The organism is Bacillus alveayuensis (assembly GCA_030812955.1).
Taxonomy (GTDB): Bacteria; Bacillota; Bacilli; order Bacillales; family Aeribacillaceae; genus Bacillus_CB; species Bacillus_CB alveayuensis.
In genome coordinates, this window is sequence record JAUSTR010000021.1 from 1 (window position 1) to 21216 (window position 21216).

Genomic DNA, 21216 nt, shown 5'->3' on the forward strand with positions numbered 1-21216 from the left:
GAAGATTCAAAAAAGAACCAAATGAATATTTAAACACTATTGAAGAGAAATGGAAAAGGCACAACTAATTTATTGTGTTGGTTGTGCCGTCTAAGTTTTTTTTAAACTCGATCAATCGCCACTTGATTTTTGCGAATTGGGAAACTGCAACTTCTCTTTGTCTATCTTCTGACGATCTTCGACATGCTCCGGCAGGACAGGCAACGAGCTCTTCTAAGAGAATTAGTCTTTGAGCAGTTTTCGAACCTCTTCTTCCGCAAGGTTAGTAAGATCCGCGATCTCTTTCACGTTCATTCCTTTTTTCGCTATATTACGAACAAGATGTTTCATACCTTGCTCAAATCCTTCTTCACGCCCTTGCTTCAACCCTTCTTCCAACACCGCGCGCCGTTCGCCGCGGATGTTGGATAGTTGATCGCGCAGCCATTTCAACCGCATTTCATACGCATACGATTTTCCAGACTGACGCTTAATTTTTCCCACTCCTCCAACGCTTCGCGAATTTCCTGCTCATTCATTACTAACACATCCAATTCGTTTAAAATCTCTTCATCAACCTCTCTTTTCCGCACATCAACCGCCGATAACATCATTAACCACGGCTATTCCGCTGATTTTTTCATCTCACGTCGGTATTTCTTCCATTTTACCATAAAGCGAAACGGCATCAGTCGTTTTTGACTGATGCTAGTTGAGCTAATCGGGTTCTTATCGTCCGTTGACGAATACCTGAACAGGCGAGAGTCTTACGGACGGTTAGAACGGGATAAACTGTGACAAATCAATCGCGTGGAATTCAAGGTGAGGACTCCAAAGGAAATGCTCTTTGTCTTCCCGGAGGTGAAACACGGTATGAAAGCGGTCCGTTTCGTGAGGGAATAGCGAGTAGTTGAGGATCGTGATCATAATCGTTGGCGGAAGTTCGCTATATTCCTGTCCTTTGGAAAGAGAGGACGAAAACAGCCGGGCCCAATAATACAACACGCGCTCAGGCATATCATGCTGATGGACGACTTGGATTTCAACGTTGATTCGCTCGCTGCGGTCAGTGAACACGAGCACATCCAGCCGGCTCATCTTGCCATCTTCCGTCTCTTTCGGAAGTTCGGTATTTTCATATTGCACATCAACAATCCGGTCGCGGCCGGCTCGGTTCAAAAGCCCGTTCAAAAACGCAATCGTGATTCGCTTTCGGCTCGGGTGGCCGAACAGCTGCTTGAACATAAAGTCCATTTTCAAATCGAGGTATTCTTTTGGCATAGGGGTCCATCCTTTCGGGGAAATTTTTGAAAAAATATAGAGGAATTGCTTTTATTAAAACGGAATGAAGAGGAGAAATCAAGATACTAAACAGAATTTTTCAAAAAAAAGAGAGCCTAGTGATTTTTTGGAATTACGGACTCTCTTTTTCTGATAATCTAATCATCTTCGACATACTTCGGGGTGTGTCAGGCACGCAGCCCAAGCCAACACAGGCAGATTACTAATGAACCTCTTTCTACACTCCGTTTAGAGACGGGAGGGAGAATTCTCGGAAAATGTTAAAATTCACCTTATAAAAATTTCTTCGGGGTGTTACAGGCACTGGGTCATTTACTTTTAAATTTTATCGGTTCTAACCCTTTTGAAATTCTGAAACGATAATTATACTCTAGTTGTTTAAAATCCGTTCTTTGTTGTTCAAATGGTCTAATACCAGTCTTTATTACTTGGGGACTTGGGTGATAGAGTGGATAGACGAATCGGCCATTCCATTTTGAAAATGTAGCTACATCTTTATTTAATACCAATTGGTGTGGTTCGATTTCCTTTAATGCTTCTAATGCTTTTTTACCTAATGTAACAATCACTTTAGGGTTTATTAATTCTATGATTCTAGCAAGATATGAATGACAATTCTTTATTTCCTGTTTGCTTGGGTTTCTGACTTTTCCTTTCTCATCAGTTGGACAGCACAAATCAGCATTGGTTATATAAATATCCGATCGTGTCCATCTTGTTGCCGATAAAAGTTTCTCAAAATTATCACCTGTAGCATCTCCGTGTAAAGGGATTCGAGTAAGGTTAGCTCCCCTTGGTCCAGGAGCTTCCGCAATAAACATGATATCGGCATCAAGATTTCCATTCTCATAACCCAAAACAGCTTTTTCATGTTTCATCGTTTCACAAATTATACAGTTTTTTGCTTGATCAATTAATTTGTTGTACTCTATTTCTTTATCAGTATTAGTAGTGAATATCTCTCTTCCTTTGAGAGTAAATTGAGCAAATCCTTCATAAATAAAAAAATAAATCTCAATCATTACATTATCCTTGTTTTTAAATTCGTTAATTATTTCAACTCCTTCACAAGGGATTTTTACACTTAATCCTCGTTCATCAGAAATTTTTATGTAAAAATCAAACTGGGAAGCTTCATCTGTTATCGTGATTTTTAGATTTTGCCCTCTCATATCAATACAATCTTCCCAACCATTATTATAATGCGTCATTAATCTTATTTCATAAGGTATAACAGTGTCGGCTATTTGTTTGAACCTTTCAAAATTCTCACTACTACAAGTCATGATCAGATAGGACTCCTTTCAGTATATTATTATTTTATGAGCCCTCCTAATCGTAGAAGGACTCATATTACGCATGAAATATATCGCCAAATTTTATGCGCTCCTAAATAACCAAACACACCTCACATACCATATGAGTTCAGATTGAAAAATCGACAAAAATTAGACAAAGGAACAGTCTAATTGCTTTGTATATATCGGAAAATCAATTATATAGTTCATACTCATCAACTGATTTACCGCATTTTTTTACGCTTTTTCACCCCCATCAATATCTTTGTTGTCGTTTTCATTCTTCTCTTCCATTACATCTTTATGGAACTCATAATCAGAATTTCTGTAAAATTCGTTAAAAGTTTCTTCATGTTGTGCAGTAGACTTTTTGATCGACGTAGTCGCATATCCCGCGGCTGCAAACGTTCGTCTAAGGGTGCACTCGAATTAAAGGACTAATAGGTGAATGGAACTAACATAGTCTCCATCAAAAAATCTTTTCATTCCTAGTTCTACAAATGGTTTATTCTTTTCGCTAATGGCCATGCAAAAATTTTATCTACTATTAATTCTGATGCGAGCCCTCTTTCATTCATCAATTTATCAAATAAAGGGACAAGAACCATGTTTAAAGCTATTTGTAAATGCAACATATAATTTTGCGAGAAAGCCCATTGGTAAGACTCTTCATCATTTTTAGCTTCAGCGACTTTCTTTTCATCATCTATTAATCCTTTAGTTACTAAATGATACAAGGGGTAAGTAACCATTAGTTCCTTCGTTAGCTTTTCGACATTATTAATATCAGGGGTAAAATGGATTTTGACTTGGCCATCATGTCTATCGATTCTGCTACATCTACTTCAAGATATGGTCGCATCATATTTTCTATTTCGTGAGTAGGGATTGAAACCTCCGCAGAAACAACAGATAATTCGTCGCTCTCTTCCCATTCTTTATACGCTTTTCTTATAAGTATTTTCATTACTTCAACCTTATCTGTCTTTCCGATATTCGCATAATGCCTCATCGCAAGTTCATAAAAATGGGCCTTTACCATGCTACTCTTTTGTTCTCTACCTTGTTGATGCATGGAGAGAAAAAACCTCAATTTCATACCGAGCCATCTTTTCAAACTTAACGATGCCTTTCTCCTTAGCCCAATCTCATATCTTTTTAAATTCTCCAACAAACTCACTTAAGTATTCACTGTAAGAAATCCTTTCTAGTTGTTTTACTTTATTCTTATACTGTTCCATAAAATCCCCCCTTTTCATCTATGGCAGTTATTATTACATTCATAAGCCGGCTGATTGCCATGTATTTTTTTATCCGAATTATCTGAAATTTTATCATAAAAAATTTTTACACGTCTGTTTCTTGTAGCTAGCCGCGCAAGATTCTGTACGAAGCTATCATCCATTTTTCCAAAACAACGAACCATATCAAAGGAAAAATGAAACCATGAATAAGCGAACATCACAAAAGAAAATCTTTGCCCGGCTGTTTGTCCAAAAAACAGTGTGTCGTCGATCCCCCAGTTTTTTGCACGATTGGCGGTCGACGACATTAATAATCGTTCCTTAAGCCCATTTTCCCAATTACTAGAGTACTCCTCATCGTTTCATTACATATATCGAAATGCCCTACAGCCAAAGCTAGAAGAACGTATATAGTCCAGTTTGCCGCCCTGTTCATTTTACTTTTTCCCGCAGTTTGTTGATTCGTTTCATACATCCCCTTTACATTATCGGTAACTATTACGAATAATTGTAAGTTTTAAGAGTACATCATACGAGCTTAAGTTCCCGCTGAATGACTTACTCCTTTTACAGGAAAAAAAACTGACCAAGGAAGCGAATCTTTCACCCTTGTGGCCAGTTGTTATTAAATTCCCCTATCATCATTAATCATTTGCGTTATGATGTGTTGTATGATGAAATTTATCCCACAGCTCTCATTGACTCTTCCAATCTCCTAAAACAACTCCAACTGCTCGGTTTCGCCGAGGCGTTCGAGTGATTTTGGCTCGTGATCTTGGAAGTAGGCGTAGTGGAGCCATTTTTCCTTCGTCATCACCTGCTTGCTCGGGTCGGACGATGGACGGAGGCGGCAGCTGTAAACGATCGGGAAGTAGTCTCTGAGAAATTTGCCTTCCGCATGAGCAGTTAAGGCGATGATTTGGAAGCCGAGCTGTTCAGCAATAAAGAAGACCGGGTTGAGCACGTGGTCGCTTGACGCTTTTCCGAACGGGTTGTCTAAAATGACGGTGCGGTGGCGTTTCATCATCTGCTGGATGTGCTGCTTTTTCTCGGCAACGTAGTTGAGAATGCCTAAAAAGAGCGTCATGTTTTTGCTCCATTTTTCGCCGCCAGACCAGATGTTGCTTTGCTCCCACGAATACGAGCGCGTCGTCACTTTATTGTCGTTCGTCACCTTTCGGCAGTTCACTTTCATGCCTTCGTTGTTCATGACGACTTGGAGAAGCTGCTTCGATTGCAGCCACATTTCGATTTCTTTTCTCACCTTCGCTTCGTCTTGCTGGCCGTGCTCGTTCATAAACCGTTCGGACTCGAGCTGCTGCAAAATCCATTCAATATGGTTGCGAATGCGCGTCTTGCCGACTTCTTCTTCCCACTCTGGAATCGTAAACGTGAAAATGCGCTTCCATTCGTCTCCGACTTTTACTCTTGTTTTGTTCGGGATTTGCTTCAGCTCCTCCACCAATGTGCGCAAATGGGTGTGAATATGATTAATAAACGCTTGAAGCTCCGCGTCTTTTTGCCGGATATGTTCATTCGCGTAGTTCGTCGCGCTTTCAACGCTTCGCATCATATTTTTCTTAAAGTCGATAATGTCTTCGTACGTCTCTTTATGCTCAATGCCGTTGAGCGCCATTTGCCGCATTTTCACATCTTTAATCGAAGCGTTGCAAAACTCTCTAAAAGAACGTTTCGCACGCTCGACGCGGCTTTTCGTCTCTTCGACCGCTTGTCTGCCCGCCTTTAAGCTCTCGGTGATACCTTCGATAAAACGTTGGCGCTCGTACGTAAATGCCGTTGCTTCTTCCGCGCTCAACGAAAGGGCAGCGATAGTCGGAGCATTGAAATGATGCACTTCTTTAGATAACTCTAAATGGCGTTCTGCCTGTTCAATGTTTTTCATCTTTTTCGCCAGGCGCTCATGTTCTTGGTCGAGAAACGCCTTCCGTTTCTCCAGTTCTTCTTTTTCGGTTTTCAAATGATCAGCGATCTCATCAAGCGATTCGGTAAACGGCCAACGTTCTTCATTCGGATATTGTTGTTGAAATTGCTGCTCTTTCGTTTTTAACACGCCGCTTTGCTGCTCCTTGCTGATCAAGGCATCTTGCACATCTTTGTTTAACCGCTTTAATTCCGATTGGAGAGACGCGATTTGTTCTTCTAACCGCTGCAGCACATACGGTCCGTCGCTTGGAAACGAACGCGTTTCGTCGAGGTCGCGATGCTCGCGTTTCAGCTTGTTTATTTCGTTCGTTAGCCGGTCAATTTCTCTTTGTTCAGTCTTTTGCCTCAACTTCCACTCCCTGTAGGTCGTTTCAATTCCATTAATTCGGTCTTCCAACTTACGAATTTTATCGCGAATGACACGCTCGCTTTCGCCTGAATAAAGCGGTGTAAAGGAGCGGAGCGATTGATAGTCATCGCTTCGTTCGATGTTACGGCGATCTGCTTGCAGCGATCGGATGCGCTCTTCGAGATCCTCTTTTTGTGCCAGTGCGTCTTCAAACCGCTCGTTGAGGCGCACAATGTCTTTTTCAAGCGCCGCAATCGTCTCGTTGAGCGTTTTTTCCGTTTTTCGCGCTTCTTGCACTTCTTTTTCATATTGGATATATTTATTTGCATCTTCGATTTTGGCGGTCCAACCTTTCATTTCTTGCTCGTATTGATGGATGAGCGACTGCGCTTGCGCGATTTTGGCGCGCCATTCGTTGATGCGCGCTTTTTCTTTGTCAATCGCCATTTTCAGCTGATCGATGCCGCTGATGAGCACGGCGTATTGCGTGCGAGCTGCTTCAACCGTTTTGTACGGGTGAGCTTCCAAAAACGCTCGCCATGCTTGTTGCACGTCTTGCCACCCTTTGAGTTCCACTTCTTTCTCTTGGCGGTGCTTTGTCGTTTCTTGCGCGCTCGCGTTGATTCGTTCTTTCCATGTGCGGAACGACTCTGGATCGCTCGCTTCCTCCCAATAGTGCGGCGCGATCCATTCATACAAAAGCGCTTCGTCTTCGATGCGCGCTGCTTCATCCGCTGCAAGCACGACAATCGGCAGCTGCAAGCGGTCATTTAAGTACTGCACTTTTTGCGAGAGCCGCTCCTTCGATTTTGCCGTTGTAATCAACGTCATCGGCCAGAGCGGAAACACCCGTTTCTTCGCGCGGTCTTCTTCCTCAAGCGACTGTAAGTATTCGACGCCGGTCTCTACGTAATCAAATTGGTTTTTCCACGAGGCGAGCTGCTGCGATAAAAACGGATCGGCGAAAAAGATGTCTTGTGCGCCGTACGCATCCGCGAGCCGCGAAACGATGCGTTCACGCACTAAGAGCGCCTCCCGCTCTTTCGTTCTCTTCTCGATTTCTTCGAGGAGTCTCATTTCGATCGTCGCTTCATGGGAGTAGACGCTATCAAGTGAGGCCCATTGCGGCCGGAGCGATGCGAGCTTCTTGATGAGCGCTTGCTCCTCGTTTTCGAGCGCTTTGAGTCGTTGCCCCAGTGCCCCGCATTCCGCACGCTTTGCCGCCCATTCTTGCTGGAGCACTTCTTTTTTCGCTTCCGCTTCTTGTTCCGCTTGGCTGAATTGCTTCACATCTTGGCGCATGCGGACAATTTCATCATCAAGCCACCGTTCGCGCTCAAGCCATTTCTCCCTTTCTTCTTCTACCGATTGTTGGGACGGGTTTGCTAAAATGTGCTGTTTAATTTGCTCCATGTCCCTCTCTCTCGCCTCGATGCGGCTTTGAACGGCAGCACGCTCTTCGCGGGCGTACTGCTTTTTCTGATCAAGCGCTTCTTTTTCCTTCGTCCATTGTTCAATCTGCATCTGAATCGGATTCAGCTCATAGCGAAGGCTTTGTTGTTCTTTGTCAATCGTCTCAAGCTTCTCGATGAAGCAGCCGAGCAGCGAGCGGCGCGCTCTTTCCAATTCCTCTTCGTAGTTCGCAAGTTCCTCAGCGTCCTTCAGCTTGGCGATCTCCTGCTCAATGTACGCAAGCGCTTCTTCGTGCCGTTTTCGCGCCTCTTTTCGCTCCGCCAGCTGCAGCGAATAATAGTTGCGCTCGAGCCGGGCGAGCGCCTCTTCCTTTTCTTTCTGCCGCGCGAGGACGAGTTCGTATTCGCGCTGAAGCTTTTGCCAGCGCGCTTCTTCGACTAAAATGTCATATGACGCACGCTTTTTGTTGTGCGCTGCGTAGTTCTGCTTCCAATACTCAAGCTTGTCCGCGATGTCTTTCTGCTCGTCAAGACACGCTTGCTTTTGCTTCAACGTTTCGAGCCATACCCCTTTGGCGCGCTGCTTCGCTTTTAAATAGGCGAGCTCTTCGCGATGAAGCTGTTCGTACGTGTCGACGTATCGCTCCAACTCCTGTTGGATGAGCTTGTTTTCTTCGATTGTCTCTTTCAGCTTTTTATAATGTTTGAAACTGTCTAGCTGTTTTTCAAACATATCGGCGAACAGCTTCGCGTCATGACCTACGATGGAGCTTTCGACAATCGGAATGAGCAGGCGGTCAAACAGCTGGTTCGTGCTTTTGCATTCGTCGAAAAACGATTCGACGCCGCCTTCCGAACTATTAATCTTCACCACGCTTTCCCATTCGCTTGAAATAATGTGATATTGCTCTTCGATAAACGCCTTGTATTCTTTAATCGTCGAAAACGTGCGCGCCAAGAACGATTTCTCTTTCATATGACTATAGTAGTCTTGCATTTCGCCGCGTTCCGCCGGGCGCTTTCCATCTTTCCCTTCACGCACGAACGGAAGACCTTCGATGCCGTGCGGGTCGTTCGCGTTGTATTCATAGACGTAGCGGAGCGAATCGAGTCCGTTGTTCGTCATGAACAGCGAGACCGTTGTCACGACATACCGCCTCGGTTCGTCGTTCAACATCCATTCGATGGCAATATGGGCTGGGGCGTTTTCGAGCTGCAGCGTGTTTTTAATTTTCCGGTCTGCCACATCGACATGAGGCAAAATCGCTTGCAGCACCGTTTGAATAAACACCGTTTTTCCTCCGCCATTTTCAAGCAAAATCGCCCCATTATGCCCGTCAAAGCGGAAGATTTCATCGTTGTACCGTTTGCGCCCTTCTTCATACACAACGTTCGTGAGCCGAATTTTACTGATCGCTGGCATCATCCTTCTCCCTTTCAAATCCGTAAATAAATTCAAAAATCCCGCGGTTGTATTCGACTTCCATGAAAAATCGTTGAACAATTGTTTTTGCTTTTTCCGTCAACGCGACTTCATGGTTGCCGATATCGACAATAAGACCTTGGTCGATTAAAAAGCGCCGAGCCGCGTCGATGACGCTTAAACGGCTGATCGTATTGCCGCTTTGCTTTTTCGCTGTTTCTTTAATATCGTCCATCGCATCCCATTTTTCAATAATGAGTCTCCAATTGTACGAAAACTCTTGTTCTAATTGTTTCAATTCGTCCGGGTCGTGCTGTTTCAATTGATCGATACGCTCTTGGACAAGGTGCACCCATTCGTCCATGCCTAAAAATTGCCGCGTTGGTTCTTGGCTTTGATACGTATCGTAAAAGCTGCCAAACAAGACGAGCACCGTAAAATAAAGCAAGTACAAATCGCCGTTCGTGGCACCTGAGCGAAGATAATGGCGCTTAATCCAGTCGTTGCTGACATGGAACGGCGACAGCTTCGTGCGCGGCACGAGAAACATTTGCTCGCTCGTCAAAACGATCACGCAATCGACTTCGCGGCTGAACATGTCCAATAGCCCGCGTATATCATCGTCGCTTTTATAAAGCTGCACCGCCTGCTCGCCTGCGACGCCGTGGCGCGCTAGCACCGTATACAATTGAAACGCTTGAATGACTTTTTGCTCTGGATAATTTCTCATTGTTCCCTCACCGTTATCATCATGTCTTGAATTGAAAAACGTTCACATTTTCGAATAATACGATCCCCTTCTTGGACATCCAGTACATTTCCGCCAAGCAAAACGAGCGCATCCCCTAAAAGCGTGTTTCCTTCCTCCCCTTGCATATCGCCGTGTTGAACCGGGGAGCGTTGATGCATAATGAGCCAAAAATCGTAAAAATAACGCTGCTCATACAAGCGCGACTGTCCGATGTCGTCCAAGTAACTGAAAAACTCCGAAAGCGTTTGGGCGCGCCCAAGCTGGTACGCCTCTAAAAACAGCTGCATCAATTCTTTATATTTTGCCATAAGCCATGTGCGATACGGATCGTCGCTTGCCGCATCGTCCGCTTCGATAAAGCGCAACCCAACTTTTTCTTCCCTCTCTTCCGTAATGTTTTGCTCCGCAAAAATCGCAAGCGGCGACCAAAACCGATTTTCTTCGACTTTTAAAAACGGGTGGAGCACCCCTTTCATCGCTTCGAGGGGGAGCGGGGTGGAAACGATGTATGACACGATGTCTTGGTCGAAATTGAACGAATGAAGACCCGTATAATAAAGCGACTCCTGCGCCGTGACGAGCGTTGTATTTTTTAACGAAAGTGCCTTGTCGAGCAAAGCAGAATGCGCATAATGCACCGACTCTAATTCCCGGGCGATTTTTAAAACAAGTTCATACGTCTTCGCTTCTTTTTGATGAACATCGCGCGCGTACAGGCGTTCCCTCGTTTCATTGACGAATTCGCGCAGTTCTTTGAACTCCTCATCCTCTCGCGAAAGCCGACTGTAGATATCGTCGAGCAGCTGTTTATACCGTTCAAACGTCTCTTCGGAAATAATGCTGCGCTGAATTTCATGCTTCAGCCGAGTCATGCGTTCTTCCAATGTTTCGACGTCAATTCGCATTTCGTTGATTTGCTTGAGTGCCGCGGCGAATTCGCCTTTTTCCAACTGTTTCCGCAGCATCAACTGGTTAATCGATAACTGGAATTCGCTATAAAACTCCTTCGTCGCAAAGACGAGCTCAAGCCCATCTTCATCGAGCGTGTAATATTGCGTATTCGTTTTCACATCGAAATCGTTCGCTTTTAAAAGGGAATATTCAATCGCGCTCTCTTCCCGTTTTTCCCAATCGTAAAACGAATAACTCCGTTTTTTCCCCGTCGTCGGGCGAAACGTTTGAATAATCGTCCGTGCCAAGTCTTCGTACATCTCGTCATCTAACACGTACACATTTTCCGTTAGCTTTTTTAAAAAAGACGCGAGCTGTTTTACCCCAGTTTTATACTGCCGCATCAGCTTTTGTTCAAAGAAAAACAAAAGCGCCAATAGCCCGAGCCCTTTCATATCAATCGGCTGCCCATTGAGGTCAGTTGAACGCTTCCGCTCAAGATCAAAAAGCGGATCAAACAGCGCAAGCCTTCTGATACGCTCGCGATAGCCGTCCGTCACCCCTGCCAATTCTAGCTTGTCCACTGCCATTCCCTCCAAATTTGTTGCAGTTCCCTCGTTTTCAGCATTTCTTGCGGATAGTACTGGCCGGAAGCCAACAGCTCTTGAAGCTGCTTTTGTTCATCCGGTGCAAAATAAGCGAGAAACGCGTCAAGCGCGTCCGCCCGCTCCATCTGATAGTCCTTGCCACTGGCCGGATCTTTCTGCAAACACGCCCGGTAAAACGGAAGCGCCGGCGAAACGGGCTGTTTTTTCGCAAGCGAATGCCAAATCGCAATACCTTCGCGGTCAATGTCGCCAAAGTAATAAAAACGATGGTCCGCTTTCACCGGATATTGCAGCGAAAATTGTTCGATGCTGCTAATTATGGCTTTGCCTTCCCCGTAAATCAGCGTCGAAAAAGCGGTGTCTGGAAGCGTGGGAAGCAACGCTTGATACGTCGTTTTATTTTCAACAATGAGGTGAAGCTGGACCACTTCCTCTATTTTTGCCGGATGGACGGCTAACATTAACGGTTCGGACACGGGGATGATGCGAAGGCGGTCAAAAAGACCGATTCGCTCAAGCAGCTTTTTCCCGTCGCCTTCGGTGATCCATTTCTCATCGCCGACCAACTCCATGCTGCGCTCCGGTGCGGGAACGGGTTCGCTCGGTAACGAATGCGTCTTTAAATATTCGTCAATTTTTAAAATGAACGGCACATCGTTGTTCCAAACGGACGGATCTTTGCCGTAATAGTCATCGAGCTGAATCGCCGGATGAAGCCGATTTTGATAGCGCTGCAGCTCATGATGATAGTCTTCTATAAATCTGCTTTTATGAATGCGATATTGAAAAGCGAGAGACGGCGTTCTCGTTGTCCGCCCTTTCGACTTCACCATTTCAAGAGCCCGCTCCGCCTCCAGACGCAAAATGATTTCGGAAAACTCATCATACGTACGTACAAAAGGCTGAATGAGCTGTTCCAGCTCCCCTAACGAAATCGTCCGCTTCGGAAAAACGGCTAGCAATCTTTCAATTGGTTCCAATCTCGCTCCACTCCCACAAACTGGATTTTCTTTTATTATACAAGAAAACAAGAGAAGGAGGATATGAATGATTGTTTCCAAACTTGAGGGGGATTGCAAAACAAGGGAAGATGATGAAACACCGGGCTAAGGGGCTTTCACTTTTAAGCCAGAAACTTGAGGAGTATTTTTCGTTAAACTATAGTTTTAAGCAAAGTTTGAGGCAGGAAATAAAAAGTATATCCTTTATTTTTGACCGGAACGATACATTTCTAATTTGTTCAGGTCTAGGACAAGTCCAGCGTCTAGCAATATATCTAATCCTAACAAACCGTTAATTCCTTCATAGTCCATCCCACTAAAATCAATCTCATACTCTCTCAGTTGAAAAGAACCTAATTTAATAGAGTCCAATTTCTTCGTAAATGCGTGCTCTTTTCCACCGATTCCATAATAAGTAACAATTTGATCGGCCCATCTCTACTCGCAAATCAATATCCTTTACTGCATTTTGAGAAATCAGTGTTTTGACAGTACCCGTATCAATGACCATATTATCAATCAACTTAGACCTTCCTTGATAAACAATTTCTATCGATGTAAACAATAACCCATCACGATATTCAATCTGCATAACGAAATTTCCCTCTCAGGCCAATCGTTCCACGAACTTTTAAGACAATCTCATTGTGACTAGTGTGATAAACAAGCTGATTCCCTTTTGATTGCAGTAACTCACGAGTTGCATCCTCATCCGAAACCGTTCCAATGACAGCCACCTCTTCAATGATCTCCTGATCACCCTGTAAATGAGACTTCAATACTTGTAATTTCACAAATTGGTTCGGATACAATGAACGCACTTCCTGCCATTCCATTCCCATCACCACAACTTGCTCTTTGTATCAATTATATCACTGCCCAAAAACCGAAAAAAGAGAGATGCGGACTCCAAAGGAAATGTTCTTCGTCTTCACGGATGTGAAACACGGTATGAAAGCGGTCCGTTTCGTGAGGGAATAGCGGGTAGTTGAGGATCGTGATCATAATCGTTAGCAGAAGTTCATTGTATTCCTGCTCTTTCGAAAGAGATAGCGAAAACAACCGTGCCCAATAATACAGCACCCTTTCTTATGGGCTCTCTTTTTCTGATATTCTAACAATCTTCGACATACTTCGGGATGTGCTAGGCACGCAGTCATTGGTAAAATAGAAAAGAGAGTATCCCAAAAGCGACTGTGACGGGACACCCCATATCCACAAAGTGAAGCCTTGGAGCAGAGTGTTTCGAGGCTTCTTCCTTTCTCACGATTGGTTCAAGTTAGAAAAAGTAGCTGTCTCATAAGGGTCTGATCTCATGCGAGTTTCACAATCTATCGTTCATTTATTCAATTGTGATGTCCTATACCGTGTTGTGTGGTCTTACCCTAGGGATTTTGGAACAGCCCTTTTTTTCTATGTCATATTGTAACCGTTGGTTGATTGCTTTCTTTCTTTTCGCTTTTTTTGCGGAAATAGGTGGCTAAAATCGGTCCAGAGATGTTATGCCAAACGCTGAAAATCGCGCTTGGAACAGCGGCAAGCGGTGAAAAATGAGCGGTCGCCAGCGCAGCTCTAAGTCCGGAATTTTGCATGCCGACCTCAATCGAAATCGCTTTTTGTTTCGGCTCCGACATTTTAAGTAGCTTCGCAAGGATTCTCCTATTTTTCTTCAACATATACTCCAGGGTGTCACAGGCACCTTTATTAAGCATTAAAAGAGAGCCTGGACTCTCTTTTTCTTTTACTCAACTAACCTTCCATCATTTCACGGTGTCGCAGACGCTGCTTACCTAATGGTCCAAAGCAGAACGTCGATCTTTCGGAAGCCAGTATGTTAGTATGCCGAATAATGGAAGAAAGCTGCACATGATCATGAGCGATTTCAACGTATATGTATCGGCGATTTTCCCGAGCACGACCGCCCTAAGCGCTCCCATACCAAACGCAAGCCCAACGATTAATCCGGAGGCCATGCCGACATTTTCCGGAAGCAGCTCTTGCGCGTACACGACAAATATTGAAAAACTTAATGATAAAATAAACCCGGCCAAAAATACAACAGGCAGCACCCATCCAAGCGGAAGATACGGAAGGCTAAGTGCAAACGGAGCGGTGCCGAGCGTGGAAAACAGCATTAAATTCCGCTTTCCAAACCGATCGGCAAGTGGACCTCCGATGAATGTCCCAACTGCTCCCGCGATCATAAAGACAAATAAGTATAGTTGCGCTTCCCGTATGGAAACGTCATAGTGTTCGATCAAATAAAATTGATAATAATTCGAGATGCCAGCTGAATACCATGAGCGCGCAAACACTAAAATAATATGATTCCGCCTCTTTTGAGCGACTTTTGTCACACTTCCTTGTTTGCGGGCGTGTCCCTTCTGTTCCAGTTTACGGGAATACCATTGTGACACACGAAATAATACGATGACTCCGATCATTGCCACAATCGTGAACCAACCGGCTCCTTTTTGTCCGAACGGAACAAAAACAAGCTCTGTAAACAGCGGAGCGAGGGCATTTCCAGTATTTCCGCCGACTTGGTAAATCGATTGGGCAAATCCCCGTTTCGCTCTGCTCCCGCTGCAAAATAAACGACGCGCGCCCCTTCTGGATGAAACACAGCCGAGCCAAGACCGACTAATAATACCGACAATAAGACGAAAAGAAAATCAGGGGCAAACGCCAAACCGGCCATCCCCAGCAGGCTCGCTGCCATTCCGAGCGGCAGGAAGTACGGGGAAAGATGCCGATCCGTAAATAAACCGACGGTCGGCTGCAAAATGGAAGAGGTCATATTTAACGTAAAGGCGTTCCAGCCAATTTGCGTATACGATAAATCCATTGATGCTACCAAAATCGGAAACAACGCGGGAATAACCGCCTGCATGGCGTCATTCAGCAAATGACCGACACTAATAGCAATCAAAATCGGATAGACCGTCGTATGTGCACGGGCGCCCTGTTCAACGTTTGTGTGCATAGTTTTCCTCTCCCAAGAATGAATTAATAGTTACATTATAATCCTTTTTTGAATGTTTCAATTTTTTAGATTTTCCCGAAGCCATTTTTTCTTACATGAATACTTGTCAATTGCTTAATTCCATACAAATAATTTGGTAGAAGTACATCTTTGTTAGAACGCTCCCCTTCTAGTATATAATGCAAATCCTCTTCATTCTCATGAGAGTAGGAGGCTGTATGCCGGCATGAAGAAAGAGAGCTGACTGTCATTACAGTGCAACTCTCCTTCGCTTCAATACTATCAGCCTTGGACAAGATTCGGGTAATGCCGCTCCTAATCTTTCTTAAACTTTTGTCACTATTTGAGTTGTTTGGGAATCAGATGACTTAGTTATCCAATATATAACGATGAAAGTCAAGATGGTTAAAACGGTTACCACCCAAGTAATTTTTAGCCCTATCTTATCCCATTGACCAATGAGAATGAGAAAAGCTGGAATCGTAGCTGTAGTCCACGCTTGAATAAGTGCCACCCATCCAGTAAAGATGGCAATATCTTTCTTACGGGCGAGCAGTAAGTAAAACAAAGTCCAGAGAAAAGCCCACATCATCCAAATAATGCCGAATTTAATATCTTGAAATTTAGTAAAAGTTATATAGCTGTATCCTAGAGCAAGAATCGCCACCCACAAGGAATACCAACCTAATCCAGAGGAATCCAAATTTTTTAGGTTAGAAATTCCTACATAGAGATAAGTTAAACCAAAGAGAAATGTACCAGAAGCATTAAAAATTGCCCAAGGTTCCCCCTTAGATGTAAAAATTAAATAAAAAGGGGTAATGACTTGCATCGCACCAATAAATAGATTAAATACTCCTGCGCTTTTTTCATCGACTTTTCCTAAAAGCATTAAACTGTTTATAAACAGTACAGCACCAACATACATTAAGCCAACCGTGCCCATTTTCTTGATCCTCCTCAACGATCAAGTAACTGTTTTGTTTCTTTTGACAATGGTTCTGTCTCTATGCTGCTTTTTGGGTCTTTTGTTTCTAAGAGATGTAACTTGCCATTTTGCATTTTTGCAACAAATAAAATTGGGGATTCTTCCTGTGAGCGTTGACCGATTTGCGATGCTAAAGGAACCTCAATATATTTTCGAATCGTACGTTTTAAAAACCTTGCTCCATATCGTTTGTCAAATCCTTCTTCAATTAAATATTTTCGGGCAGTTTGCTCAAGTTGAAGTTGACAGTTATATTTTTTAATTCTATGGTTAAGAGCTTGAATGTTCATATCAAGAATATGCTCCAATGCATCTTGTTTTAGCCATTGAAAGACAAAGATATCATCGAATCGATTGATAAATTCAGGACTAAAGCGTTTTTCCAGCTGTGAAAGAACAACAGAATGAAGGAAATCTTCTTCGCTCTTTCGCCAATTGGACGGTTGTAAAAACCATAACAATTTACGAAACGTATATTTGAAGCCCCCATCAGCATAGCTCATGATTTCTTTTGATCCAATATTGCTAGTCATGAAAATCATGGTGTTGCGAAAGTTAATCACTTTCTCCCCTGAAGTCATTACAAGAAGACCATTGTCCATTACATTTAGAAGTGAATAAATTACTTGATCGTTTGCTTTCTCCAATTCATCAAAAAGGACAATACCAGGTTTACTATAGGATCCTTCAATTTTTTCCTTTTCGAATAGAGCGTTTCCTTCTTTACTTCCTACGTACCCTGGAGGCGCTCCAGTTAAGGCAGCGGTATAATGTTCCTGTGCCAATGTGTTCATATCAATTCGGCAGTAAGCTTCTCGATTTCCATGAATCGCTTCACAAAGGGCACGAACGATTTCCGTTTTTCCAACGCCTGTCGGCCCTAAAAATAAGGCAACATACAAAGGACGGTCAGTTTCTGTAATATCCGCCCAAATAATATTTAACATTTCTTCTAACCGCCTAAGAACATCATCTTGCCCCCAAATTTTCGAACGAATATGCTTAATCACTTGATTGACATCAAAACGAAAACGGGTCACTAGACGAGTTCCTTGAAGAATATTTTGCTGCTGATGTTCGTTCAAATCTTTTAATTTCGTCGTAATGAATGACATCTGCTCATCACCTAGATACAAAGGAGGACTGACCTATAAATATGTGAAATCATGCATATTTTAGAATATATTATGCTGCACAATCTGATACATTGATTTTAGGTCAGCCTTAATCCTTATATTTTTATATTTCTACTTACTTTCCAGCTGCTTTTTCTATTTCTTCATGAGGAATTCCTGCAATTGGACATTCAACAGTACCTACTGTAGAACGAGTAATTTTTTCTACATTTTCGCGAGCTTTCTCTGCATCAAGTACCCACGTACGATAAAAATCAAACGGGCACTCAGCAACTCCACGATCACCATCTCCAGATTTAATCAAGCCGGTATATCCACGATGAAGTAATTTAAATAAGTGGTTTTGTGACTGTGAATTCTTGCGAAAATCGCGAATTTGAGAAATCGAGATTTCTGCATATTGAATTCCATTTTCCTCTGTTCCGCACTCTCCAAGGGTGCGTCCGTCAAAACCAATAATTGCCGAATGACCGAAATAAGAATATACCCCATCAAACCCAGACGCATTAGCTACAGCGACATAGGTATTGTTTGCCCACGCCATGGCTTTTGCCATTATAATTTGCTGTTCTTTAGCCGGATACATGTATCCTTGACATCTGACAATGAGCTCTGCGCCTTTCATAGCACAATCACGCCAAATTTCCGGATAATTTCCATCATCACAAATAATCAGGCTCATTTTGATTCCCTTAGGTCCCTCCGTTACATAAGTAGTATCACCGGGATACCAACCTTCAATTGGACACCAAGGGATAATTTTCCGGTACTTTTGAACGATTTCACCCTTATTATTCATTAAAATTAACGTATTATATGGGGCTTTGTTTGGGTGATTCTCATGTCTTTCCCCTGTTAATGAAAATACTCCCCAAGTATTGGCAGCCCGGCAAGCTTCAGCAAAAATCGCAGTCTCTTCTCCAGGAATGGAAGAGGCAGTATCGTACATTTCTTGTTCATCATACATAATTCCATGAGTGCTGTACTCAGGGAAAACAATTAAATCCATCCCTGGCAACCCCTTCTTAATTCCTACAATCATGTCTGCGATTTTGCGACAGTTCTCTAATACCTCTGCTTTCGTGTGTAAACGCGGCATTTTATAATTAACTACCGCTACACCTACAGTGTCATGACTGCTCGAAATGTCTCCATGTCTCACTTTTACACTACCCCTTTCTTTGAATTATGAATAAATGTGGGATAGACGAACGAAAACATTATTTTTTCGTTTAGTCTATCTACCCTATCTTCTTTGCAAGAAGTGTGCCAAAACGAATATTCCTAAGGAATCTATATACACTTTATACAATGATTAATAATTTTTTCTTAATTATGCGACATTACAAATTAAAAAATATTTGGAAAATTCAGATTTATAATTTAAAATAAGGTAATATATACAGTTGTTTAATTTTGTTACACTGTTGCAAAATGCTACAAGGAGGGATAATAGATGCGTATCGGTCTTTTATTTTCTTTAACAGGTACAACTTCCATGACAGAAATCGGACAATATCAAGCAGCTTTGTATGCTCTAGAGAAATTAAAAAAAGATTACTGTCATTCAAATCTTTCGTTTACCTATGAGGTTAGAGATATTCGTTCCGATCCGAGAGAGAGCCATAAACATGCGCTAGATATGGCACGTTCAGGAATAAAAATTTTTGTAGGGTGCTATACTTCTGCATGTCGTAAAGCCATTTTACCTGTTCTTGAACAGTATGATTGTCTTTTAGTGTATCCGACCCTCTATGAGGGGCAGGAGATTCATCCAAACGTCTTCTATATCGGAGAGATTCCTAATCAGCAGGTAGCCTCTCTTCTTACATTTATGGTTCAACAGTTTGGACGACGGGTTTATCTAATTGGAAATGATTACATTTATCCTAGATATACCAATCAACAAATACGGGAAATGCTGCACGAATTAAACGGAGAAGTCATCGGAGAAAAATATGTCCCATTAGGATATAAAGAATTTATACATGGTTTACAGGACATTCAGCAGTCTTCTCCTGATGTGATACTCTCCACACTCGTTGGAGAAAGCGTGTTACATTTTTATCAAACTTACTACGAATTAAGGTTAAATCCAGAGAAAATACCGATCCTTAGCCCGATAACGACAGAGCTAGAAATACGATCTATGGGAGCTAAGTATGCGGCAGGACACTATAGTTGTTCTAGTTATTTTCAATCATTAGATACTCCCGAAAATCGAGAATTTGTACAAGGAATGAAGGAGAAATATGGGCCAGATACAGTTGTTTCGTCAGTTATGTCCAGTACATATACTGGAATTCAGATGATATTGAATGCGGTGAATGCTCTACAATCTACTGAAAGAAAGCAAATATTAAAATATTTATATAAAAAAACGTTCTCATCACCGAGCGGACAGATTAGGATTGAATCTAACCATCATTTGTCTCGTGAAATAAGAATTGGAAAAGCCAATTTGGACGGGCAATTTAAGATTGTTTGGAGCTCGGAACAGCCAATTCCTGCAAAACCGCTTTTGACAAATACTATCGTCGATTCCATAGACGAAGAGTCGATATGGAAATCTTTTGTTGAGACAATCGGTAAAGAAACATCTGATGGAATTGTAGTTGTTGATCAAAACAGAATGATTGTATATGTTAATTCAGCTGCTTATTCTCTACTTCGGGCTAAACAAGGTGATTTTCTCAAGGAGGCCCATTTACAGGAGCTTGATTCTACTTATCAAGTGATTCAAAGAAATATTGGGAAAGCCAATGAATTCTCGCTCTTCTTGCTAAAGAAAGCAAAACAGCCGTCTATTCTAATTAAAAAACCATCTACACAGGAGTATAAGTTTGGTCACATTACAACCTATAACCCATCCTTTCAAAAAGAGCTTCAAGTCGCAGCAATTGCCGCTCAATCCGATGCTAATGTACTAATATTAGGAGAAACTGGTTCGGGTAAGGAAGTTTTGGCACGAACCATTCATGAACAAAGTCCTCGCAGGAACGGCCCATTTGTTGCCCTAAATGCCGGAGCGATTCCAAGAGAACTGATTGCCAGCGAGTTATTCGGATATGTAGAAGGAGCATTTACTGGCTCACGGAAAGGGGGAAACCTTGGAAAGTTTGAAGCTGCAAACGGGGGGACATTGTTCCTTGATGAAATTGGTGAGATGCCGTTGGAGTTACAGGTAAGCCTACTTCGGGTGCTGGAAGAACGGAAAGTTGTTCGTATTGGTGATCATAAAGAACGTCCTGTTAATGTACGTGTCATAGCAGCAACGAACCGTAATCTCAAGGAAGAAATTGCTTATCAAGGTTCTTTTCGTTCGGATTTGTATTATCGATTGAATGTATTTACTATTCATATTCCGCCGCTACGTCAACGAATAGAAGATATTCCAAATTTATCTGCACAATTTCTTCATCAGTTTCATCAGCATTACAAAAAAGGACCACTAGAGCTATGTGATTCTACGTTGCAATTTCTTCAGTCATACAACTGGCCAGGTAACATTCGCGAGCTGCGAAACATCTTGGAAAGGGCTTTTCTTCTCGCCATTCATGAACAAAAAATTGTTCCTCATCATTTACCTGAAGATTTTCAGAAGTTTAGTATAAAGAAACAACCACATTTAAATAGTAATCTGAGAAATATGGAAAAACAGATGATTGAACAAGTTCTCCAACAATCTCAAAACATTTCCGAAGCAGCCAAAATTCTTGGTATCACGAGAAGTACACTGTATCGAAAAATAAAAAAATGGAAAATTCATCGGGTTCATCCTCATAAATCTACTATATGAATGAATTTCATAAATCTAAGACGCTGTCCCTAAATACAAGTGTCAGACCCAACAACACAATATATAGAACATCACATTGAATAAATGAGCTATATATTATGAAAT

At 42.5% G+C, this 21216-nt stretch carries 13 protein-coding genes and 6 pseudogenes; 1 reads left to right on the top strand and 18 read right to left on the bottom strand.

Translation table 11 applies throughout. The features are described from left to right. Positions 1–222 precede the first annotated feature (222 nt). From J2S06_RS16140 to J2S06_RS13910, 18 genes and pseudogenes are all read right to left on the bottom strand, one after another. Positions 223–656: pseudogene (locus J2S06_RS16140) on the bottom strand (nuclease/transposase family protein); the annotation flags it as partial. A 115-nt stretch (positions 657–771) separates the two neighbouring features. Beyond that, positions 772–1260 (bottom strand): annotated as a pseudogene (locus J2S06_RS13830) (Rpn family recombination-promoting nuclease/putative transposase); the annotation flags it as partial. Between the two features lie 329 nt (positions 1261–1589). Next, the gene (locus J2S06_RS13835; protein ID WP_419152665.1) at positions 1590–2567 is read right to left on the bottom strand and encodes a uracil-DNA glycosylase; all 978 of its coding nucleotides are present in this window, start codon (positions 2565–2567) and stop codon (positions 1590–1592) included. Between the two features lie 506 nt (positions 2568–3073). Continuing rightward, the gene (locus J2S06_RS13840) at positions 3074–3316 is read right to left on the bottom strand and encodes a hypothetical protein (protein WP_419152666.1); all 243 of its coding nucleotides are present in this window, start codon (positions 3314–3316) and stop codon (positions 3074–3076) included. Positions 3317–3342: 26 nt separating this feature from the next. After that, positions 3343–3654, bottom strand: a complete 312-nt coding sequence (locus J2S06_RS13845) for a hypothetical protein (protein ID WP_419152667.1) — start codon at positions 3652–3654, stop codon at positions 3343–3345. A gap of 884 nt (positions 3655–4538) precedes the next feature. Continuing rightward, entirely contained in the window at positions 4539–8951 is a 4413-nt protein-coding gene (locus J2S06_RS13850; protein WP_419152668.1) for a coiled-coil domain-containing protein, read from the bottom strand. Continuing rightward, positions 8935–9681, bottom strand: coding sequence for a DUF6063 family protein (locus J2S06_RS13855; protein ID WP_419152669.1), 747 nt, complete (start codon positions 9679–9681; stop codon positions 8935–8937). Before J2S06_RS13855 ends, J2S06_RS13850 begins: the two co-directional genes overlap by 17 nt. Next, the gene (locus J2S06_RS13860; protein ID WP_419152670.1) at positions 9678–11183 is read right to left on the bottom strand and encodes a replicative DNA helicase; all 1506 of its coding nucleotides are present in this window, start codon (positions 11181–11183) and stop codon (positions 9678–9680) included. The genes J2S06_RS13855 and J2S06_RS13860 overlap by 4 nt, the downstream gene beginning before the upstream one ends. After that, a complete protein-coding gene (locus tag J2S06_RS13865; protein ID WP_419152671.1) occupies positions 11165–12181 on the bottom strand; it encodes a Wadjet anti-phage system protein JetD domain-containing protein in 1017 nt (338 codons plus the stop codon). The genes J2S06_RS13860 and J2S06_RS13865 overlap by 19 nt, the downstream gene beginning before the upstream one ends. Before the next feature lie 225 nt (positions 12182–12406). Next, positions 12407–12794, bottom strand: a pseudogene (locus J2S06_RS13870) (retropepsin-like aspartic protease). Continuing rightward, positions 12784–13038 carry a hypothetical protein gene (locus J2S06_RS13875; RefSeq protein ID WP_419152690.1) on the bottom strand — a complete coding sequence of 85 codons (255 nt, stop codon included), beginning with the start codon at positions 13036–13038 and terminating at the stop codon, positions 12784–12786. The pseudogene J2S06_RS13870 and the gene J2S06_RS13875 overlap by 11 nt, the downstream one beginning before the upstream one ends. Before the next feature lie 55 nt (positions 13039–13093). Further along, positions 13094–13291 (bottom strand): annotated as a pseudogene (locus J2S06_RS13880) (PD-(D/E)XK nuclease family transposase); the annotation flags it as partial. 329 nt (positions 13292–13620) lie between these two features. Further along, positions 13621–13857, bottom strand: a pseudogene (locus J2S06_RS13885) (bile acid:sodium symporter family protein); the annotation flags it as partial. Positions 13858–13992: 135 nt separating this feature from the next. Further along, a pseudogene (locus J2S06_RS13890) lies at positions 13993–15188 on the bottom strand (MFS transporter). A gap of 65 nt (positions 15189–15253) precedes the next feature. Beyond that, the gene (locus J2S06_RS13895; RefSeq protein ID WP_419152672.1) at positions 15254–15439 is read right to left on the bottom strand and encodes a hypothetical protein; all 186 of its coding nucleotides are present in this window, start codon (positions 15437–15439) and stop codon (positions 15254–15256) included. 74 nt (positions 15440–15513) lie between these two features. Then, on the bottom strand, positions 15514–16134 hold the full coding sequence (locus J2S06_RS13900) for an AmiS/UreI family transporter (protein ID WP_419152673.1): 621 nt from the start codon (positions 16132–16134) through the stop codon (positions 15514–15516). Between the two features lie 14 nt (positions 16135–16148). Continuing rightward, positions 16149–17291 (bottom strand): AAA family ATPase, encoded by a 1143-nt coding sequence (locus J2S06_RS13905; protein WP_419152674.1) that lies wholly within the window; start codon positions 17289–17291, stop codon positions 16149–16151. Positions 17292–17427: 136 nt separating this feature from the next. Further along, positions 17428–18474 (bottom strand): aliphatic amidase, encoded by a 1047-nt coding sequence (locus tag J2S06_RS13910; RefSeq protein ID WP_419152675.1) that lies wholly within the window; start codon positions 18472–18474, stop codon positions 17428–17430. Between the two features lie 294 nt (positions 18475–18768). On the opposite strand from J2S06_RS13910, the gene J2S06_RS13915 reads away from it, so the two are divergent. Beyond that, entirely contained in the window at positions 18769–21111 is a 2343-nt protein-coding gene (locus J2S06_RS13915; protein WP_419152676.1) for a transporter substrate-binding protein, read from the top strand. Positions 21112–21216: the final 105 nt, after the last annotated feature.